Below are 18,860 nucleotides of genomic sequence, written 5' to 3' on the forward strand. Positions count from 1 at the left end.
CCCCACCATTCCGTCTCCACACCCTACAACACCCCTCTTTGGTTTTTGAGTTTTTGAACATTCGGTTTTTCAAGGCCTCACCAGCCCGCCGCCCTCCTTTCGACCACGAACAATAGCATGTCCTTCCTTCAACCAGCCCTCCTTTGGGGACTCCTTGCCGTCTCCCTGCCCATCATCATTCACCTCCTCAACCGGAGAAGGCACCGCACCGTCAAGTGGGCGGCGATGGACTTTCTACTTAAGGCGACGCGGGAGTCGCGGGGTAAGAAGAAGCTGAAGCACATCCTCATTCTCACCTGTCGTGCCTTGGCGGTGGCGGCTTTGGTCTTTGCCATCGCCCGCCCCCTGTTAGGTGGCTTCCTGGGATTCGGAGCCAGTGTGGATACCGTGGTGCTCATTTTGGATCGCTCGGCTTCCATGGAGCGAACCGAAGCCGATGGTCAACCGAGCAAGCGCGAGCTCGTGCTGCAACAAGTGGCCGATGCAATGAGCGAACTGGAGACCGCGCGACTCGTTCTGTTAGACTCCGCCACCGGCGAAATGTCGGAGGTGCCTTCGCCGGAGATTTTGCCCGAGCTTTCCACGACCAAGCCTACCGATACCGCCGCGGACTTGCCCAGCCTCCTTGCCACCACCTTCGATTACCTGCGCGCGGCTCAACCCGGACGGACCGAGATCTGGTTGGCGACCGATTTGCAATTGGCCAACTGGCGCACCGACGATTCCCGCTGGCCGGCCTTTGCGCAAACTCTCAATGACCTGCCTTCGCCAACTTCCCTGCGGATTCTCGCTTTGCCGGAAACTCCCCGCGACAACCGCAGCATCCGCTTGCTGTCTTCCCGCCGGGGCGAAAAGGAATTGACCCTGGAACTGGAGCTCTCCCGCGACGAGTCCACGGGCGGAGCAACCGTTCCCGTGACCATCAATCTCAATGGCGCTCCGACCACCGACACCGTCACGGTAGAGGGACAGAACCTACGCTTCAGCCGCACCCTGCCCCTTCCCAATGCGGAGGCCAAGGGTTGGGGACGGGTTTCCCTGCCGCCCGATCCCAACGTGCGCGACAACCACCTCTACTTTACCTACGGCGAACAGCAGCCTTTGCTCACCACCCTCGTTCACGATGGCACTTTGCCGAATGACGCCATGGCAGCTCTCACGCGCGCAGTGGCTCCTCCGGGACTGGACACTTTTCAAATCGAGAAGCTGGAACTCGCGGGCCCCAATCCGGACGTAGCCTCGCTCGACCTGAGCAAGAGCGCGCTTCTCATTTGGACCGCCCCCTTGCCCACCGACACCGCCGCCGTCATCGTACGCAGTTATTTGGAAAGTGGCGGACAGGTGCTTTTCCTGCCAAACGAGACCGATCCCGACGCCACCTTTGCCACCCTCGCTTGGGAACCGATTCAGACTGCTCCCGCAGGAAAATTCTTCATCGCCAGCGACAATTGGCGCCGCGACGAAGGCCCCTTCCGCGACGGTCAGGATGGAACGCCCCTGCCCGTGGACCAACTCCGTAGCATCAAGCGACTCCCGCTCGCTTCCTCCACCGACGCCATCCCGTTGGCCAGCTGGGATGATGGCTCACCGCTTCTGGTGCGCAAGGTCTTGGGCCAAGGCACCGCGCACTTGCTCACCACTTTGCCGGACTACACTTGGTCCGACTTGGAGCAGACCGCGCTTCACCTTGTTTTGGTTCAACGCTTGTTAGAAGCCGGAGCGCAGCGGCTCGATGAAAACAGCCAGTCAGCCGGTCAAGCGACCACCACCAGTGCCAGCCTCATTGACTCCGCTCTGAACGATGCCAACTACCCCTACTCGGCGGGTATCTATCGCGATGACAATGGCGACTCCGGCCTCATTGCGCTCAATCTTCCCGCATCCGAGATCACCTTGGACAAACTCGATTCCGGCGAAATCGAAAAGACCCTTCTTCCCGACACCAAGGTCAGCTTCTTCGAGCAAAAGACCGAAGCCGACAGCAGCTTGTTGCAGGAAATCTGGAGACCCTTCCTCCTCGCCATGCTGCTCTTCCTCCTCGCGGAAGCCATCTTGACCCTCAACAAAAAGCCCGCAACCAAGAGCGAGGCCAAGAGCAAGAAGGCCACTGCATAACTTCCCGCACTTTGCACGGAGCACAGGCACTTTGCCACGCATTCTGCATCTATCCACGCCTCACCGCATTTTCCGCGGGAGGCGTTTTTCTTTGTAGCTACAAGGATTTCTCTCCAAAAAAGTAAATTGGCCGACGACCTGCAATTAAAAGTTCGTCATGAAACTCCAACACTATCTTTACACTGCCGGTATCGCTCTCGCGCTCCCAACTGCTGCGCAAGACAAAGTTGAACCCGCCGCAACCACCGCCCCCACTACCAACCCCGACTCGAAAGCAGTCACTGAAGGACGGGTCGGCTATGTCTACACTGAGGAATCCGAAACCATGGAAGAACGCGTCGCTCGTCTCGAGAAAGAGGTGGAGGAACGCGAAGCAAAGTTGAAGTCCCTTCTCAAGGAACTCGACGAAGCAAAAGAGACAGTCGAAACAACCAAGGAGACGGCCGAGGGAAATGCCAACCACGCCCGTGACCTCATTGAGGCAGAAAGCGAGCTGCTCACCAAACGTCTCGAGCGTCTTTCGGACTCAATCAAAAATCTGCAGAAGCACCACACCGAAAGAGCCTACAAAAAGTTAGAGGACTCGGGAAGCTTCTCCTACGACGACAAAATGACCTTCGTCCAAAACTTTTTGGATTCGGCCAATACCAAGGTCGACAACTTCATCGAAAGCCTCTCTCTGGAAGAACCCAAGGAGTCCGTGGATGCCGTCGAAGAAAAAGCTCACTAAAACTCTCACCCCAAACAACCAACTAACCAATAACCAACTAAAATTATGTTACACTATGCAATCATCTGTCTCGTTATCGCTCTTATCGCAGCCGTACTCGGTGCAACTGGAGTGATGTCCTTCGCCCTCAACGCAGCCTATATCCTCGGCATCATTGCGGTCATCCTCTTCATCGTTCACGCGGTGACTGGAAAGAGAGCTTAACGGCCCAGTTTTCTCCCTGTCCCCCCAGAGAGTTAAAAGTCCGGAGCGTTCGCGCTCCGGACTTTTTTGTCTTCATGGAAGCGGGAGAAAGTCTCGACTCTTGAGCGCCAACTTTTAGCCTCGCCGCATGAACGAAGGCGCGAACCTCAGCCACCTCTCCGAGTCGGACCAACCCCGCATGGTCGACGTCAGCCAGAAGGCAGTCACCACCCGCACGGCGGTTGCTACCTGCGTCGTGCGGCTGGGATCTGAGCTGCTAGGCTCGATGAGTGATGGCGAGCTTAAAAACAAGAAAGGCCCCGTTCTCCACACCGCCATCCTGGCCGGGATTCAGAGTACCAAGCTGACCTCCCAACTGATTCCTCTCTGCCATCCGCTCCCGCTGGACTCGTCTCAAGTCGAGATTGCTCCGCTGGACTCGCATAGCCTATTAGTCACCTGCACCGCACGCACAACAGGAAAGACCGGGGTCGAGATGGAAGCGCTCACCGGAGCATCGGTAGCGGCCCTCACTCTCTACGATATGTGTAAATCAGCCAATCCCGCCATCGTCATCAGCGACCTCAAACTCGCCAAGAAGACCGGCGGCAAGTCCGACTACCTTTCCCCAGCCTAACAAAATCATGAGCCCCTCTTTTCCCGTCAAAGCCCTCCTCCTCATTGGAGGAAAATCCCGTCGCATGGGTCGCGACAAGGCGTCCTTAGTGTTTGAAGGCAAAAGCTTGTTAGACCGCACCCTCGAGGTCGTCACTCCGCACATTGGCGACGTTTATCTTTCGGTCGCCCATGACGACGAACGCTCTTTTTCCCAGCCAGTGATTGCCGACCTCAGTCCGGATCCGGGCCCGCTGGGAGGCTTGCAAGCGGCCTTCGCCAAAGACCCCGATACCGCCTGGCTCGTGATCGCGTGCGACCTCCCTCTCTTTGACGAGGCCACCCTCCTGCATCTGTTAGAGAATGCCGACCCCTCGCAAGCAGCCAGCTGCTTTCTCAATCGTCTCGATGGTCGAGCGGAACCTCTCTGCACCCTCTACCAGCCCTCAGCAGCCAAACAATTGGCAGACTATCTCGCTGCGGATCGTCGTTGTGCGAGGAAGTTTCTGGAGTCCCTCTCGCCCCAGACCTTCCCTCTCCCGAATCCACTGGCACTCGACAACGCCAATCGACCCGAACAACTCAACGAACTCAAACTTCTCGCCGAGAACGGGATGGTTTCCAAAGAGGTCACGATTACTTACTTTGGCAAGCTGAGTGCGGAAGTCCCTGCGGCTGAGGAAAAGCTGACGACTACTGCAGCCACCTTGGCCGGTCTGTATGAAGAAGTGCGCATGAAGCATCATCTCAGCCTCGACCTCGATACCGTGAAGGCGGTGCTAGCGGACGAGTTTGTGGATTGGTCCACCCCTCTACCCGAGGGAGGCCAAGTCGCCTTCCTCCCCCCCTTCGCCGGCGGTTAGCGCTAGGGCCTCACCGGTAGGGCTGTTTTGATAAAACAGCCGCGAATGGTCGGGGAAAGTCCCCAGGCTCACGCCCTTCGTCCGCGAGAGAACTTTTCGCACAACCCAGAACTCTCGCGGTCCTTTTATCAAGAGGACCCTACCGATGGGGGATGAAGAGTGAGGGGTGAGGGCATTGGCGAATTGGTAGGTTGCACTTTTTGAATCGCAGTCCCACGCGTTCGAGCAAGCAAGCTTTGCTCTTCTCGGGCAGGTCAGAGAACGAACTCATCTCTCCCAAAGCGGCAGCAAGCGACGCGCACTCCAAAAGGTCACTCATTTCGCGCGGTCGCCAAGGAGCCTGCGAACTCCTTTTCCTCCCTCCCCCAGCTTCCTTCTGTTCAAAAAATCCTCCCTCCCATATAGCTGACCCCATGTTCAGCATCACCACCCAACTCATCGATCCCGCGCCGCTCATTGCTGCGGTGGAATCTCCGTCTTCCGGAGCTTTGGTCGTCTTTGAGGGGCGGGTGAGGAACCATCACTTGGGCAAGGACGTGATCGCGCTCAACTACACCTCGCATCCGACTTTAGCCCAATCCGAGGGCCAAAAACTGGTCGACGAAACCTTGGCGAAATTCCCCGATGTCGAGGCCATCGCGGCAACTCACCGCACTGGGTATTTGAAGGTTGGAGAAAAGGCCGTGGCGATTGCGGTCAGCTCTCCCCACCGACCGGCGGCGTTTGCAGCTTGTGATTATTTGGCCGCCCAATTGAAAAACCGTCTCCCCGTTTGGAAAGAAGAGCATTTTGCCGACGGAGAGGTTTCCTGGACCAAATAATTGGCAAAATTCCGCAAATAGCAGAGGTTGGTGGTGCAAGAACCGACCCGACCGGTCGTAACCCTAGAGTAGAGGTTCTCAATCTCCTTCTTGGAGGGACGCAGAACCCGACACCCGAATTGCTATGCTTCGTCTGCCGCTCATTCTCACTTCCATCACCCTCGGCCTTCCCGCCGAGGGAAAAATCGATTTTGCCCAAGAGATCAATCCTCTCTTCGTCAAGCATTGCACCGCTTGCCATGGCGGGGTGAAGGAGGCTGGGGGGCTCTCGTTCATTTATCGGGAAAAAGCTCTCATCGCCGGAGAATCTGGCGAAATGGCGATCGTGCCCGGCAAGCCTGAGGAATCGGAACTGATGCGACGCATCACCCTCCCTGCCGATGACGACGAAATCATGCCGCAGGCCAAACACGGCCCACCCCTCGAAGCTCACGAAATCGATCTCTTTCGCCAGTGGATCTCCGAAGGCGCGGAATGGTCGGGCCACTGGTCCATGACCCCGGTCGAAGTGACGGAGCCTCCCCAAGTCGAATCCGACTGGGCACACACCACCATCGACAAGCACATTTTGGCCACTCTGGAAGCACGCGGATTGACCCCCAGCGAGCCCGCCAGTCGCCCCGAGTGGCTCCGCCGTGTGACCCTCGACCTCACCGGACTACTCCCCACCATGCAAGAACTGGGCGACTATCTTGCGGACGAATCTCCGGAGGCCGACGCCAAGGTGGTGGATCGACTTTTGGCCTCGCCTGCCTATTCGGAACGCTGGGCTTCTCTTTGGCTGGATTTGGCCCGCTATGCCGACTCGGAAGGCCTCGGCATTGACAATCGCCGCGACATCTATCCCTACCGAAATTGGGTGATTGAGGCTTTCGACAAAGACATGCCCTTTGACGAGTTCACCATCAAACAACTCGCGGGAGATCTTTTGCCCGAGCGCAGCCTCGATGACCTCGTCGCCACGGGATTCAATCGCCTAACAACCCAGAATAGCGAAGGAGGAACCGACGATGAAGAGTTCCGCGTGATGGCAGTCATGGACCGGGCCGCGACCACCTATAATACGTGGCAAGGCCTGACCATGGAGTGCGTGCAATGCCACTCCCATCCCTACGACCCGATTCAACACGAGGAATACTTCCAGACCCTCGCCCTCTTCAACAACACGCGCGATGCCGACCGCAACGCCAACGAGGTCTCCATTCGCGTTCCCAATGAGGAAAAGGAGAAGGAGAAAGTGCTGCAGACTTTCGACGCTCTCCAGAAGGCCGAGCAAGACTACCTTACGCTCACCAAGGAGATGGATAACGAATCCACTTGGTATCCCCCCGTGGACAGTCACTTCACCACCCGGGGAAGTTCGCTGGTGGCGGAAACCCGCACCACAGAGGAAGGAACTCCCGACTTCTTCGCCACCGGAACCCCCGGCGGCGGAGCACGCCACACGGTGGAATTTTCCTTGGGCAACGGGCCTCAGAATCCGCTCACGGTGCTCAAGCTCACAGTCCTGCCAGAGGATATCGAGACTGCGCGGCACATGGCCGAGGCTGGCTTTTCCTTGAAGAATGTTCAGTTGAGCCGCCTGAAGGAAGATGGCTCCGCCGAAAACATCCCCTTCCAGCATGTCTCCACCAGTGTGGCTCACAACCAAGGCTATGTGCGCGGCTTGATGGATCCGAGCAAGGGCAATGGTTGGTCAGTGACCACCAAGATGTTTCACCCCCATTGGGCAGCCCTGATTCTCAAGGAACCGCTCACCGACTACCAACCCGATGACCGGTTCCGCCTGGAACTGGTTCACAGCGGAGCCAAGGGCAATGAAAGCAGCGTGCCCATGGTGGTCAGGCGTTTTCAATTTGCCTTCAGCGACTTGCCTGACTGGATCAAGCAGGGCGCGAGTCCCGCCCGCATTGATGCCTTCCGCAATGTTCAGAATCTCCAGAACAGCCTCGCCAAGGTCAAGGGTCCACGCACCCTCATCATGCACGATGTTGAGCCTGGCCTGGAAAGGGAGATGCGACTCTTTATCAGGGGCAATTGGATGACCCGCGGCGAGGTCATCAAGCCCGGCACCCCCGACAACCTTCCTCCCATCAAGAGCGAGGAACCCGACCGTCTGGACTTTGCCAAATGGTTGGCCTCCAGCGAGAATCCCCTGACCGCGCGGGTCTGGGTCAACCGCTTGTGGCACCAGCTCTTTGGCTTGGGCTTGGTCGAGACCTTGGAGGACTTTGGCGCAGCCGGGATGCCCCCCAGCCACCCCGCTCTGTTAGATTACCTCGCCCACCAGTTCACGGAAGAACATCAGTGGAGCACCAAGGAGATGCTGCGTGAAATCGCTCTCTCGGCCACCTACCGCCAAACTGCCGAAGTGAGCGCCGAGAAGCGCGAGCAGGACGCCCACAACATCTATCTCTCTTACGGCCCCCGCCAGCGCATGACGGCCGAGATGGTGCGCGATACCGCCCTGCAGGCCGCTGGCTTGCTGAGTGAAAAGCGCTTGGGCGGCATCACCTTCCCTCCCATCCCAGGCGGAGTCTGGAAGCCCTTCCAAAGTGGTGACAAGTGGAACACTGCCGCCCGTGGAAGCGACGACCGCTACCGACGCATGATCTACACCTACATGAAGCGGGAGATCCCCTTCCCCGGCATGGCGACCTTCGATGCTCCTTCGCGCGAGTTCTGCAAGCAGCGTCGCATGGTCAGCAACACTCCCCTGCAAGCGCTCATGACCATGAATGATGAGGCCTTCTTCGAAGCGGCCCAAGCTTTTGCCAAGCGGGTCTTTCAAAAGGAGGGCCAGCTGCCAGAGCAGATCTCACAGGCCTACCAACTCGCCACCACCGAGATCCCCGACGAGGAAACCATCTCGAAGCTTATGGAAGCTTATGAAACTTTTCTGAAAAACTATCAAAGCGAGCCCCAACTCGCGGCCGATATCAATGCCACTCCGGAGGAAGCGGCCCGCACATTGTTGTGCTCGGTCATCCTCAATCTCGACGAAACTCTCACCCGTTAGACCCACCCCGCCATGAACCTCGAATCTCTTCTTCGCGAACAGAAACGCCAGCAGCTCACTTATCAAACCCGTCGCCACTTTCTCCGGGACGGCATGACTGGATTGGGGGGACTCTGGCTGGCCACCCAAGGTCGCAGCTTGGGCCGGGCGCTCGATATTCAGCACAGTCAGACGAATCCCCTCGATTCCCTGCCCGCGCAATTTGCGCCCAAGGCCAAGCGCGTGATCTTCCTTCACATGGTGGGCGCCCCCTCCACCCTCGACCTCTTTCACTACAAGCCCGAGCTGGCTAAATACAACGGGCAGGAGTGCCCCGCTTCTTTCCTGGAGGGCGAGCGCTTTGCCTTCATTCAAGGAGTTCCTCGCATGCTGGGACCGCAGTTCGACTTCAAGCAATACGGCCAGTCGGGGGCCTATGTCTCCGACCAATTACCGCACCTCAGCAAGCATGTCGATGACCTCTGCTTCATCCACACCCTCAAGACCGACCAGTTCAATCACGGTCCCGCCCAGCTGGTCATGCAGACCGGCAGCTCCGCGCTGGGACATGGTTCCATTGGCTCTTGGGCGACGTGGGGACTGGGCACCGAGAACGAAAATCTTCCGGGCTTCATGGTCCTGCTTTCCGGTGGCCGCCGCCCTCGCGCGGGCAACGCCCTCTGGTCCGCCGGTCATCTGCCCTCCGTCTATCAGGGGGTGCAATGTCGCTCGGTGGGCGAGCCAGTCCTCAACACCACCAATCCCCGCGGAGTCAGTCACCAGCTGCGGGGCCAGTCCATCCAGGCCATCAACGAGATCAATCGAAAGTCTTATGCCGATATCGGCGACCCCGAGACCCTCACCCGAATTGCCCAATACGAGATGGCCTTCCGGATGCAAACATCTGTTCCCGAAGTGATGGATATCTCCAACGAGCCCGACCACATCCACGAGATGTATGGCACTCGTCCAGGGAAAGAATCTTTTGCCAACAACTGCTTGTTAGCCCGTCGTCTTTCCGAGTCCGGAGTGCGCTTTGTGCAGCTCTACGATTGGGGATGGGATTCCCATGGTGCCGGAAAGAACGAAGCGCTCAACCATGGCTTCCAGGACAAATGCCGCTCAATCGACCAACCGGTCTCCGCACTTCTCACCGACCTGAAGCAGCGTGGACTCCTCGACGAGACTCTCGTCATCTGGGGAGGCGAGTTCGGCCGCACCCCGATGCAGGAGAACCGCGGCGGGGGCAAAATGGCCTTCATTGGCCGCGACCACAACCCGAACTCTGCGACCATCTGGATGGCGGGTGGCGGGGTGAAGCCCGGCATCAGCTACGGAGAGACCGACCTCTTTGGCTACAAGCCTTTGCCCGGCCAAGAGGTCCACGTGCGCGACTTCCACGCCACGGTCCTGAATCAACTCGGCTTCGACCACAAAAAGCTCTCGATCAACGCCAACGGACTCGATCAGAAGCTGACCGGAGTGAAGAAAGCCCGGGTGATTAAGGACATTCTGGCCTAATAAGAAGTCTTCTCTTTCCTGGCGACAATCATTCCGAATTCCAATCCACAGAGAATACCGATAGAGCAAAAGGACTCGGCCATACAAAGTTAGGTGAGGGGGTTTTGGACTCAATCTTTGCCCTTTTACATTTTCACTTCCTTTTCCCTCCACGCTGCTCTTCTTCCAATTTTGGAAGCGGCGGTGCTCTCAAATGGGGACGTAATGGCTCGGTGAGCACGCCTCGCTACCATAGCATAATTCCGACTCCCGGTAGCCGAACTTTGGGGGCTACTCTAGACGGAAAAGATTTTCCCGTAGCAGTAGTGAATGACATGAAAGAAATACTAATAACAACTCTGTTTGCTGGGATTCTTTCTGCGGCAAATGCTGAGAAAGAAAAACCCAATGTTCTGTTTATCCTGATTGACGATTTCGGCTGGCACGATGTCGGATACAATGGGAGTGAGTTTTACGAAACTCCACGGATCGACGAACTTGCGAAAACCTGGATGAGGTTTGACAATTGCTACACTCCAAGCCCGATGTGCTCGCCGACGCGCACGAGTGTTCTGACGGGGAAAAACCCCGCTCGCCATGGAGTCACACAGTGGTTGAAGGGGGCGGATTATTTCTTCAGCCGCGAAGGTGAAGAGCAAGTTGTCTATTGTCCCGGCCCACACTCCAGCGGTATCGAAGACTCTGAGATAACCTTGGGCGAAGCCTTTCAGGAGGCGAACTACGACACGGCTTTCTTTGGCAAATGGCACATGGGCAATCTCAAGGCAACCGGCGGACCTAATAATCATGGCTATGCTGTTCAAAAAGCTATTATCGAAGCCAATAGCTGCCGACTGTTTGATTGCGCGGGTTACTTCCCGAACAAGGCTAAAAAAGGGGATTGCTTCACCGATCTACTCACTGATGAAGCCGTGGAGTTCGTGGCCGCAAAGCGTGACAACCCCTTTTATCTGCATCTCTGCTACTTTGCGATGCACGACCAAATTAAATCAAAATCGGAGCTGCGTGAAAGATTCGAGAAGAAAGCGGAGAGATTAGGAATCCGTTCCGAGACTGCCCTCGACGATTATTCCCACCAGCCTCACAAGCTACATCAAGACAGCCCTGAATACGCTGGTGAGCTTTACAATCTAGATCGAAATATCGGTAGGCTGATTGATGCCTTGAAGGAAGCTGGCCAGTATGAAAAAACAATCATCATATTTACCGGTGATAATGGCGGGCGCTCAACGGTGAACAAGCCGGACGCGACCTCCGTTATACCTTTACGTGGCGGCAAGACCTTTCTCTTCGAAGCCGGTTTGAGAACTCCTTTATTGATCCATTGGCCAGGTCATTCCCAAGTTAAACTTCGCACGAAAGAGCCCGTGAGCAGTATGGATTTCTATCCGTCGTTGTTGGAGATGGCAGGACTTGAAGCCAAACCGGATCAGCATGTCGACGGTGTTAGCTTGGTGCCACTATTTCAAGGCAAGCCGCTGCAACGTGATACGCTCTATTGGCACTTCCCGCATTATCAGGGCGAAGGTAGCTATCCCGCCAGCGCGATTCGTGTCGGTGACTTCAAGCTGATTTACAATTACCATCACAAGGACGTCCTCCTTTTCAACTTGGCCAACGACCCGAGGGAATCAAAGAACTTAGCTGCATCGATGCCGAAGAAAGCAAAGGCCTTGGAGGAAAAGTTGATGACTTATCTTAAAGAAAATGGCGCTTACCTGCCGCAATCGCCAACCTTGCAGCAAAAGAGAAAGCGGCTTGGATCCAGGAAAAAAAGTGAAAACTGACGATAATGAAGTCGTCTCAGAAAACGGAGCAATATTGATGAAGCTTCGCCGAGGCCGTTGGCATGGCGGACGAGCCTTTCAATAGGAACGTTTAGGTTCTTCCTACTGCTTGACGCGACTGCGTAAAAAGAGGCGCTTGCTCGAGCGGGGAAGCAGTCCGTCTTTCGAAAGAGTCCACGTCCCCAAAAGCTCTCCTTGTGAACTCGCGGAGCGAGTGTCGAGGAGACCCGGAGGGTTGTCGAACCAGGTCTGCATATCGAAACTGTATTGCGGAGTAGCCGATTGCCCGGGAGAGAATGGCAGACGATATTGCGCAACGAAATCATCTCCGCTTTGCCCAAGATCGAGCACCGCAGTCTCGACCCGACCCAACTGCCAACGGGGTCGGCTGACCTGGACAGTCGCTCCTTCGACCTCGTAGCCCCAAAATCGAAGCGGTCCCAAGTTGGCGGCAAAATCGAATAACAAGACCGTAGACCCAACCGTCACCTCTCCTTTTCCAGTGGTGGGATCAAGTTCCAATACGCACTCCAAGCGATTGTCGGCCAAATCCGCAATCGCCAGCACGGCGCTCGCGTCCGTGGCACCGGGGTAACTCGCGGAAAGCGACAAGGTGGCCGGCTCCACCCAAACCGAGAAGCACTGCGCCGGATCGTTCACCGATCCTAACAACAGCGAAGCCGCCCCACCCGAAGGAAACTGCATGGTCCAAGTGAACCTCGCCACCTGATTGAGCCCCGAACTAAAGGGCAGGTAGTTGAAGCCACTCCCAGTCCCATCAGGAGCCAAGCTGTAGCCATTGTCCGCCCCACTGCCATCGGGAACCCCAATCTGATAGGCCGAGGCGGTGAGATTGGTGCGGGTGAAAAACTCATCGTCAGCCCGGAAATAACGAAAGTTCGAAACCTCGTGAGTCCCCTCCACAAGAGGAATGAGCCGGGCCAAAACCTCCGGCTCGCTAGCAGAAAGGTCCGTAGTCTCGTGAAGATCGGTGGCGAGATTGAAGAGCTCGTAGGTCGGGGGACGACCATCGTTCACCCGGTCACGAACCACTTTCCAGTCTCCCTGACGCACCGCCCGCCAACGCCGATTCAAGCCGTTACTGAACTCGCGAAAGCTCCAGTAATGATAGTCGCGGGGTTGGAGGTCGGCCTCGGTCCCGCCTTTCAAAACCGGTAGAATCGAGCGCCCCGTGATTTGTGTTGGGGTTGAGACTCCGGCCATATCGGCAAAGGTCGGCAAAAGATCGGCGAAGGTCCCAATCACCCCCGAGGTCGTATTGGGCGCAATCGTTCCGGGCCACCAGGCGACGAAGGGAGACCGAATCCCGCCTTCATAAGTATCCTTCTTTTCCCCCCGCAAATCGGAGTAACCGGTCTTCAGGTGCTCGGGGGTCAAAAAGATGGCACTATCCCCTGACTCGCCATTATCAGAGCTGAAGATGACGAGGGTATTGTCCTCGATCCCCAGTTCCACCAGCTTGTCGACAATGCGGCCGGTATCCCGATCCGTAACCGAGAGCATGGCGGCGTATGTGTGCGACTCGAAATCCGGATAACCCGGAGTGGTGGTCGACGCGCCAAAGGGCGAACCAGGATACAGCTCGTTGATGAAAGTCTGATCGAGGTCGAAGGGATTGTAGACCAGTCCGTCCTCATCGCTCAATGCCTCCAAGGTCGCCGGGGGATAGTTGTGCGCATGCGGTGGAGTCCAGGCGCAATAGAGAAAGAAGGGCTGGTCCGCATTGTCCTCGATGAACTGCAGTCCCTCCGCCACCACCACATCGTGCGAGGCCACGTTGCCATGAGGATCATCCCAATCCTGAATCGCGGTGTTGAAGTTCTCCGCCCCCGCAATGTAAAGCGAGTCGCCGGGCCCCAACTGGTCTTCGTTGAAGTAGATCTTCTGATCGTTTTTCCAAAGGTATTTGGGATAGGCATCGTGGGCCTGCACCTGTCCCAGATAACCACAGAAGAAATCGAACCCCTGGTTCCACGGAGCGCCCGTGGTGGTCGGTCCTCCCATTCCCCACTTGCCCACACAGCCGGTGGTGTAGCCCGCCTGCTGAAGCACTTCCCCGATGGTAACCCGCTCGGCGGCGAGGGGCACCTGGTAGCCAGTTCCGTCCCCATTGTTGAAGCGATCCTGCGAACGACGTGAGTCCTGCCCCGTCATCAAACAGGAGCGACAGGAGTGGCAAACTGGACTGGCGGTGTAGTAGTCGGTGAAAAGCAGGCCCTCGCTCGCCATGGTATCGATCCGGGGAGTCAGCAAAGTCTTTTGCCCATAGACCCCAATCTCCTGAACATCGGCATCGTCGATCATAATGAAGATGATGTTTGGTCGCTCGGCGGGCAGATGAGTCCCATCGAAAGGGTCGAAGCCCAGGTTGATCTCGACGTCATCATTCACCCCATCGCTGTCGGTGTCGGCCAGCATGGGGTTGGTCCCCGTGTTGCCATTCGACACAAAGACCCCAGTCCCGGTTTCCACGCTATCCTGCAAATTGTCGTCGTCGCTGTCGGGGTCCAGGGGATCGGTGGGGCCGGCAATCTCGACGTCATCATCGAGGCCATCATCGTCGCTATCGCGCTTGTTCGGATCCGTGCCAGCAGTCTCCTCGGCCTCGTTGTCGACGCCATCGCCATCGGGATTCCCCGCGCCCACCTCATCCAAATCCCCAAAATTCAAAGTCTCCCAAAGATCGGCCAGCCCGTCTTCATCGTCGTCGGTGTTAGGATCGATCGTGAGCACCCGTCCGCTAATGAAGTGCCGGATATGTCGTGCGGTGGTGACGTTGTGATCATCCACAGTGATGGAAATCCGCTGACCGGCCGTTCCCTCGTTGTGCCGGAAAAAGTCGGGGCTCACTCCTCCTGAACCATCCACAGATTCGTCGTAAGTCATCAGGAACCCGAAGCTGGAGTCCTCCCCTACAATGACGGGAGTATCGAACTGGAAAGTCACATACTGCCCATTGTTGATTGCCCCATCCAACGTGAAAGCCTCGGTGTGAATCGGTGTGACAGTGGTATCGACGTAATAGTCATCACCATCGGTCGAGAAGCTGTGTCCAGTCCCCGAGTCCCACGCCGCCTGCGACCCTTCGAAGATCCTCATCGTGAGGGTGTCGTTGGCAAAGGTCTGGTTGCCATTCTTGTGAACGGTGATGGCGGTGATCTCATAGCCCGACCCGAAGCCATCGGGCAGATTGAACAGCTGCCCACGAGCGTGATTGCCATCGCGGTCTTCGTCGAAAAGGTTGGTCCAAGTTCCCCCCGAATTATTGGAGGTCAAAATCTCACCAGAAGGAGCAGAGCCCGAAATCGTGACTGTCCCTCCCCAGGCCGTCGTCATGGAAGCGGCCAGAACGGCAAACAAGGAGCTCAGTTCGAATCGGCTCAGTTCGAATCGGAATGGGGGACGGGTCATGGCTATAGTTGGGCTTCAGCGAGAGCTCACCTCCATCCTCGACATCAGGCCGCGACGGAAGGTCAGAAATCATCTCAAAATACACTTTCTCTCCTAGACGCTAATCGACTCGTCAGCGCACCAAAAGAAAACGCCGGCAGCCACCTAACCCCTCTTTGGGCTCAAAGCTCCCAGTCGCGAGCGGCTCCAGGCTTCACCTACCCTTTCTTTTCCCCGCGAAAGTGGTAGAATTGGCATTATGCGCTGCCCGTGGTTTCGTCATTGCCAGTCCTGCTTTGTCGGGATGGTTTTGCTGACGCTGGTGGTCGGCGGCACGATCCTGTGGAAAGTCAATCAGCGCGGCTTCTCCGGAGAATGGGGCGAACGCCTGCAGGAGCAGCTGGATGCCTATGGCCTGCATGCGGAGTTTTCCTCGGTGCGACTCTCCTTTTCGCGCGGCCTGGTGGCCAAGGATCTGTCTATCTTCGCGGACGAGGATCGGACCACTCTCCTCGCCTCCGCGGACCTTCTTTATCTCGATATTGATCGGGCCATCGCGCTGCGCGGACAGTGGCAAGTCCGTTCCGCCGAGTTCGAAAATGCCTACCTCCGGCTTCCCGATTCCTGTGCCCCGCATCACCTCAGCCAGCTCACGGGAAAGGCCAGCCTCAGCCGCGAAAATGGCTTTGCCATCACCGAGACAACCGGACGTCTCGGCCAACTGGACATCTCCCTCGATGCCAATTTGTTGGATTTTCAACTGCCCGGGGTTTCGGACGGGGGCGAAGAGGACAGCCTGCCGCTGGATGACTTCCTCGCCATGCTTCATCAGGAAATTGAGCACTGGAAGACCTCGGAAACCCTGCCCGCGCACTTGGCCTTGAAGGTGGAGGGCAGCCTGGCCAAGCCCAGCACCCTCGATGGCAGCTTCCGTTTCACTGCTCCCGTCATCTCCCGGCTGAACTACGAGATGCGCGACCTGAACCTCGCCGGACGCATCAACCGCTCTTCCCTGCTCTTGGAGGAAGCCAACTTCAATGACGGCTCCGGCTCTTTCGCAGGAAACGGATTTTATAATTTCCTCAAGCGTCAGGCCAACTTCGAGGTCGCCTCCAGTGCCAGCCTGAAGCGTCTGATGCGCACGGGTCTGGGCATCGACAAGTTGTCGCAACTGGAGTTCACCCAGCCCCCCTCAATCTCCGCCCGAGGTGAACTCTTGTTGCCCCCGGACTCCAGTCCAGAGCTCAGTCTAACAGGAGAAATCAATCTCAAAAAATTCCGTTTTCTCGACGGCGCGTGGGAGTCACTCACCTCCGACTTTTCCTTACAAAAGAACAACCTCTACCTGCGGGACCTCGTGCTCCAACACCCGGAAGGAAGTCTAACAGGGCAACTCTTGTTTCAAAACGAGAACGTCCGCTATCAGGCCCATTCCACTCTCCCTCCCCACCTCTTCGACCCCTTCATCGAACCGGATGGGGACATCCGAAAGACCTTGGATCGCGTCAAATTCGGAGACGACTCCGAAGTGGTGCTCGACTTGGCCGGCAGCATTCGACCCTCCAACCTCACCGACTGGTCGGCCTCGGGTCAGATTCGGCTCAAAAACTTTTCCTACAACGGAGTCCCCGCCAACTATGCGTCCTCCTCGTTCAACCTCACTCCTCTGCAGGCAATCTACACCCGGCCGGAGATCGAGTTCGACCTCACCTCCGACCGATCCTACCGCGCCTACGGCGGCCCCGAGCAAGCGGTGGTCCGGGCGGATTCGGTGAGCTATGACGACACGGAAAAGCTGACCCGCATCGAGCACCTGCACGGCGTCTGTTGGGTGCCTCCCGTGCTGCGGCTTTTCATCCCCTCGGTTGCCGATTACCTGGAGCGCACTTACCGCACATCCGCGCCTCCCGCCTTTTCCTCCTCGGGCGCGATCGACCATCGCCCCGAGCGTAGCCGGACTTCCTTCCACACCCACATCCAGGCTCCCGCTCCTCTCTACTACACCTTCCTCGGCAAAGCGGTGGAGCTAAGGGAGACCTCGGCCAAGATTCATACCCACCATCGTCAGGTGGACGTGAGCGAACTCTCTTCCTACGCATTCTCCGGGCCCATCAACGGCCAGCTCACCGTTTTGCTCCCCAGCATCCCCGGACGCTCCCCGGACTTTCGTGGAGAACTGCGCTGGACCCGCCTGCGGCTTTCCGACATTGGCGAAACCTATGGCTTCGAGAAAATCGAGAGCGGCCTTCTGACCGGTCGGATGGACTTTCTGGGAACGGCGGGAAAGATCGAAACCCTGAACGGAAGCGGGAACTTCGGGCTCGAGCAAGGTGAGCTTTTCAAGGCTCCGGTCTTTGGCCCCCTTTCCCCCCTCATCGCGGGGATACAAGGCCATGACCGCGCCTCCCACGAGACCGCCCGCGATGCGTCCGCCAACTTTCTCATTCGTTCCGGCATCCTCCTCACCGACGACTTCATCACCTCCACCGATTCCCTCACGGTCAAGGCCGAGGGCTCCATCGACCTCGCCCGCAAGACGCTCGACATGACCGCGCGGGCCGACACCGAGGGCTTGCTCAAGCTCGTCACCCTGCCCCTCAATCTGACCGGCTTCAGCGGACTCTTTCAGTTCCGCGGCACGGGTTCAGTGGCCGATCCCAAGTGGGAGAACACTCCCTTCACCCGACCCCAGCAAACCAACAAGCCGCCCCTCTTTGCCGATCCTCCCAAAGGACGGGTGGTTCCCGAGTAAGTCGCTCTCGGGAGAGACTTTCGCCCTTGGCGGAGATGTCAAATCACTCTACCAGTCCTCCCATGCTGCGCACGGCCGACTTTCACTACGACCTCCCTCCCGAGTTGATCGCCTCCCATCCTTTGGAGGAGCGCACGGCCTCGCGCATGCTCGTCATCCATCGCGAGAGCGGGCTCATCGAGCACAGGAATTTCGCCGATTTCCCCGACTACATCACGCCGGATGACCTACTTGTCCTGAATGATACCAAGGTCGTCCCCGCCCGCTTCTTTTCCAATGATGGCAAGATTGAGCTCCTGCGGGTGGAAGAGATTTCCCATACCCGATGGCGCTCCATGGTGAGGCCTGGCAAAAAGATGAAGCCCGGCCGCACCGTCGAGATTGGCGAGGCCACCGGAACCGTGGTGGAAGTCGATGAGGACGGAAACCGCATCATCGAGTGGGACCAAATGCCCGACCCCGCGCGCGGTGCCCTGGCCCTACCCCACTACATGGAGCGCGACCCCGAGAAGCTGGACGACAATCGCTACCAGACCACGTTCGCGAAAGAAGAGGGAGCCATCGCCGCGCCCACCGCGGGACTGCACTTCACCCCCGAACTGTTAGAAAAACTCCCGCACAGCTTTCTCACCCTCCACGTTGGCATCGGCACCTTTCGTCCCGTCAAAAGCGAGCTCGTCACCGACCATCACATGCATTCGGAGAACTTCCGCCTCTCCCCCGAGACCGCCAGCCGCTTGCGCGAAAAGTCCGGACGCACCGTCGCAGTTGGCACCACCGTCACCCGCGTGCTCGAGCACTTGGCCGAGGTCCAGCCCGACTACCCCCAGGCCACCAGCGGCGCGACCGACATCTTCATCTATCCTCCGCGAAAGCTCAAAGCGGTGGACGCCCTCCTCACCAACTTCCACCTTCCCGAATCCACCCTCCTGATGCTGGTCTCCGCGATGGCGGGCAAAGACCTCATCATGGAGGCCTATCGCCAGGCGGTGGCCGAGCGTTACCGCTTCTTTTCCTACGGGGATTGCATGCTCATTCTGTAGCCCGCGCAGACTCCGGCAGTG

12 protein-coding genes are annotated in these 18,860 nt (G+C 57.6%); 11 read left to right on the plus strand and 1 reads right to left on the minus strand.

The window, feature by feature from the left end; genetic code table 11:
- Positions 1–117: 117 nt before the first annotated feature.
- The 9 genes from IE099_RS05050 to IE099_RS05090 all read left to right on the plus strand — a co-directional run bounded on the left by IE099_RS05050 (position 118) and on the right by IE099_RS05090 (position 11,633).
- The gene (locus IE099_RS05050; protein WP_189567918.1) at positions 118–2,115 is read left to right on the plus strand and encodes a BatA domain-containing protein; all 1,998 of its coding nucleotides are present in this window, start codon (positions 118–120) and stop codon (positions 2,113–2,115) included.
- 157 nt (positions 2,116–2,272) lie between these two features.
- Entirely contained in the window at positions 2,273–2,845 is a 573-nt protein-coding gene (locus tag IE099_RS05055; RefSeq protein ID WP_189567920.1) for a hypothetical protein, read from the plus strand.
- Positions 2,846–2,890: 45 nt separating this feature from the next.
- Positions 2,891–3,049 carry a DUF1328 family protein gene (locus IE099_RS05060; RefSeq protein WP_189567922.1) on the plus strand — a complete coding sequence of 53 codons (159 nt, stop codon included), beginning with the start codon at positions 2,891–2,893 and terminating at the stop codon, positions 3,047–3,049.
- 127 nt (positions 3,050–3,176) lie between these two features.
- A complete protein-coding gene (moaC, locus tag IE099_RS05065) occupies positions 3,177–3,665 on the plus strand; it encodes a cyclic pyranopterin monophosphate synthase MoaC (RefSeq protein ID WP_189567924.1) in 489 nt (162 codons plus the stop codon).
- A gap of 7 nt (positions 3,666–3,672) precedes the next feature.
- Complete coding sequence (locus tag IE099_RS05070; protein WP_189567926.1) at positions 3,673–4,506, plus strand: NTP transferase domain-containing protein; 834 nt, start codon at positions 3,673–3,675, stop codon at positions 4,504–4,506.
- 413 nt (positions 4,507–4,919) lie between these two features.
- On the plus strand, positions 4,920–5,327 hold the full coding sequence (locus IE099_RS05075; protein ID WP_189567928.1) for a molybdenum cofactor biosynthesis protein MoaE: 408 nt from the start codon (positions 4,920–4,922) through the stop codon (positions 5,325–5,327).
- 124 nt (positions 5,328–5,451) lie between these two features.
- Positions 5,452–8,346: a PSD1 and planctomycete cytochrome C domain-containing protein gene (locus IE099_RS05080; protein ID WP_189567930.1), complete on the plus strand. Its 2,895-nt coding sequence runs from the start codon at positions 5,452–5,454 to the stop codon at positions 8,344–8,346.
- Between the two features lie 12 nt (positions 8,347–8,358).
- The gene (locus tag IE099_RS05085) at positions 8,359–9,846 is read left to right on the plus strand and encodes a DUF1501 domain-containing protein (protein WP_189567932.1); all 1,488 of its coding nucleotides are present in this window, start codon (positions 8,359–8,361) and stop codon (positions 9,844–9,846) included.
- Positions 9,847–10,160: 314 nt separating this feature from the next.
- Positions 10,161–11,633: a sulfatase gene (locus IE099_RS05090; RefSeq protein WP_189567934.1), complete on the plus strand. Its 1,473-nt coding sequence runs from the start codon at positions 10,161–10,163 to the stop codon at positions 11,631–11,633.
- A 102-nt stretch (positions 11,634–11,735) separates the two neighbouring features.
- Here IE099_RS05090 and IE099_RS05095 read toward each other — a convergent pair whose 3' ends face one another.
- A complete protein-coding gene (locus IE099_RS05095; protein ID WP_189567936.1) occupies positions 11,736–15,065 on the minus strand; it encodes a sulfatase-like hydrolase/transferase in 3,330 nt (1,109 codons plus the stop codon).
- Between the two features lie 283 nt (positions 15,066–15,348).
- Between IE099_RS05095 and IE099_RS05100 the strand changes: the two genes are divergently transcribed.
- Positions 15,349–17,796: an AsmA-like C-terminal region-containing protein gene (locus IE099_RS05100; RefSeq protein ID WP_229809391.1), complete on the plus strand. Its 2,448-nt coding sequence runs from the start codon at positions 15,349–15,351 to the stop codon at positions 17,794–17,796.
- 35 nt (positions 17,797–17,831) lie between these two features.
- Positions 17,832–18,839 (plus strand): tRNA preQ1(34) S-adenosylmethionine ribosyltransferase-isomerase QueA, encoded by a 1,008-nt coding sequence (gene queA, locus IE099_RS05105; protein ID WP_229809392.1) that lies wholly within the window; start codon positions 17,832–17,834, stop codon positions 18,837–18,839.
- The last annotated feature ends 21 nt before the right edge of the window (positions 18,840–18,860 follow it).

It is taken from the genome of Roseibacillus persicicus, assembly GCF_014651675.1.
GTDB classification, from domain to species: domain Bacteria; phylum Verrucomicrobiota; class Verrucomicrobiia; order Verrucomicrobiales; family Akkermansiaceae; genus Roseibacillus; species Roseibacillus persicicus.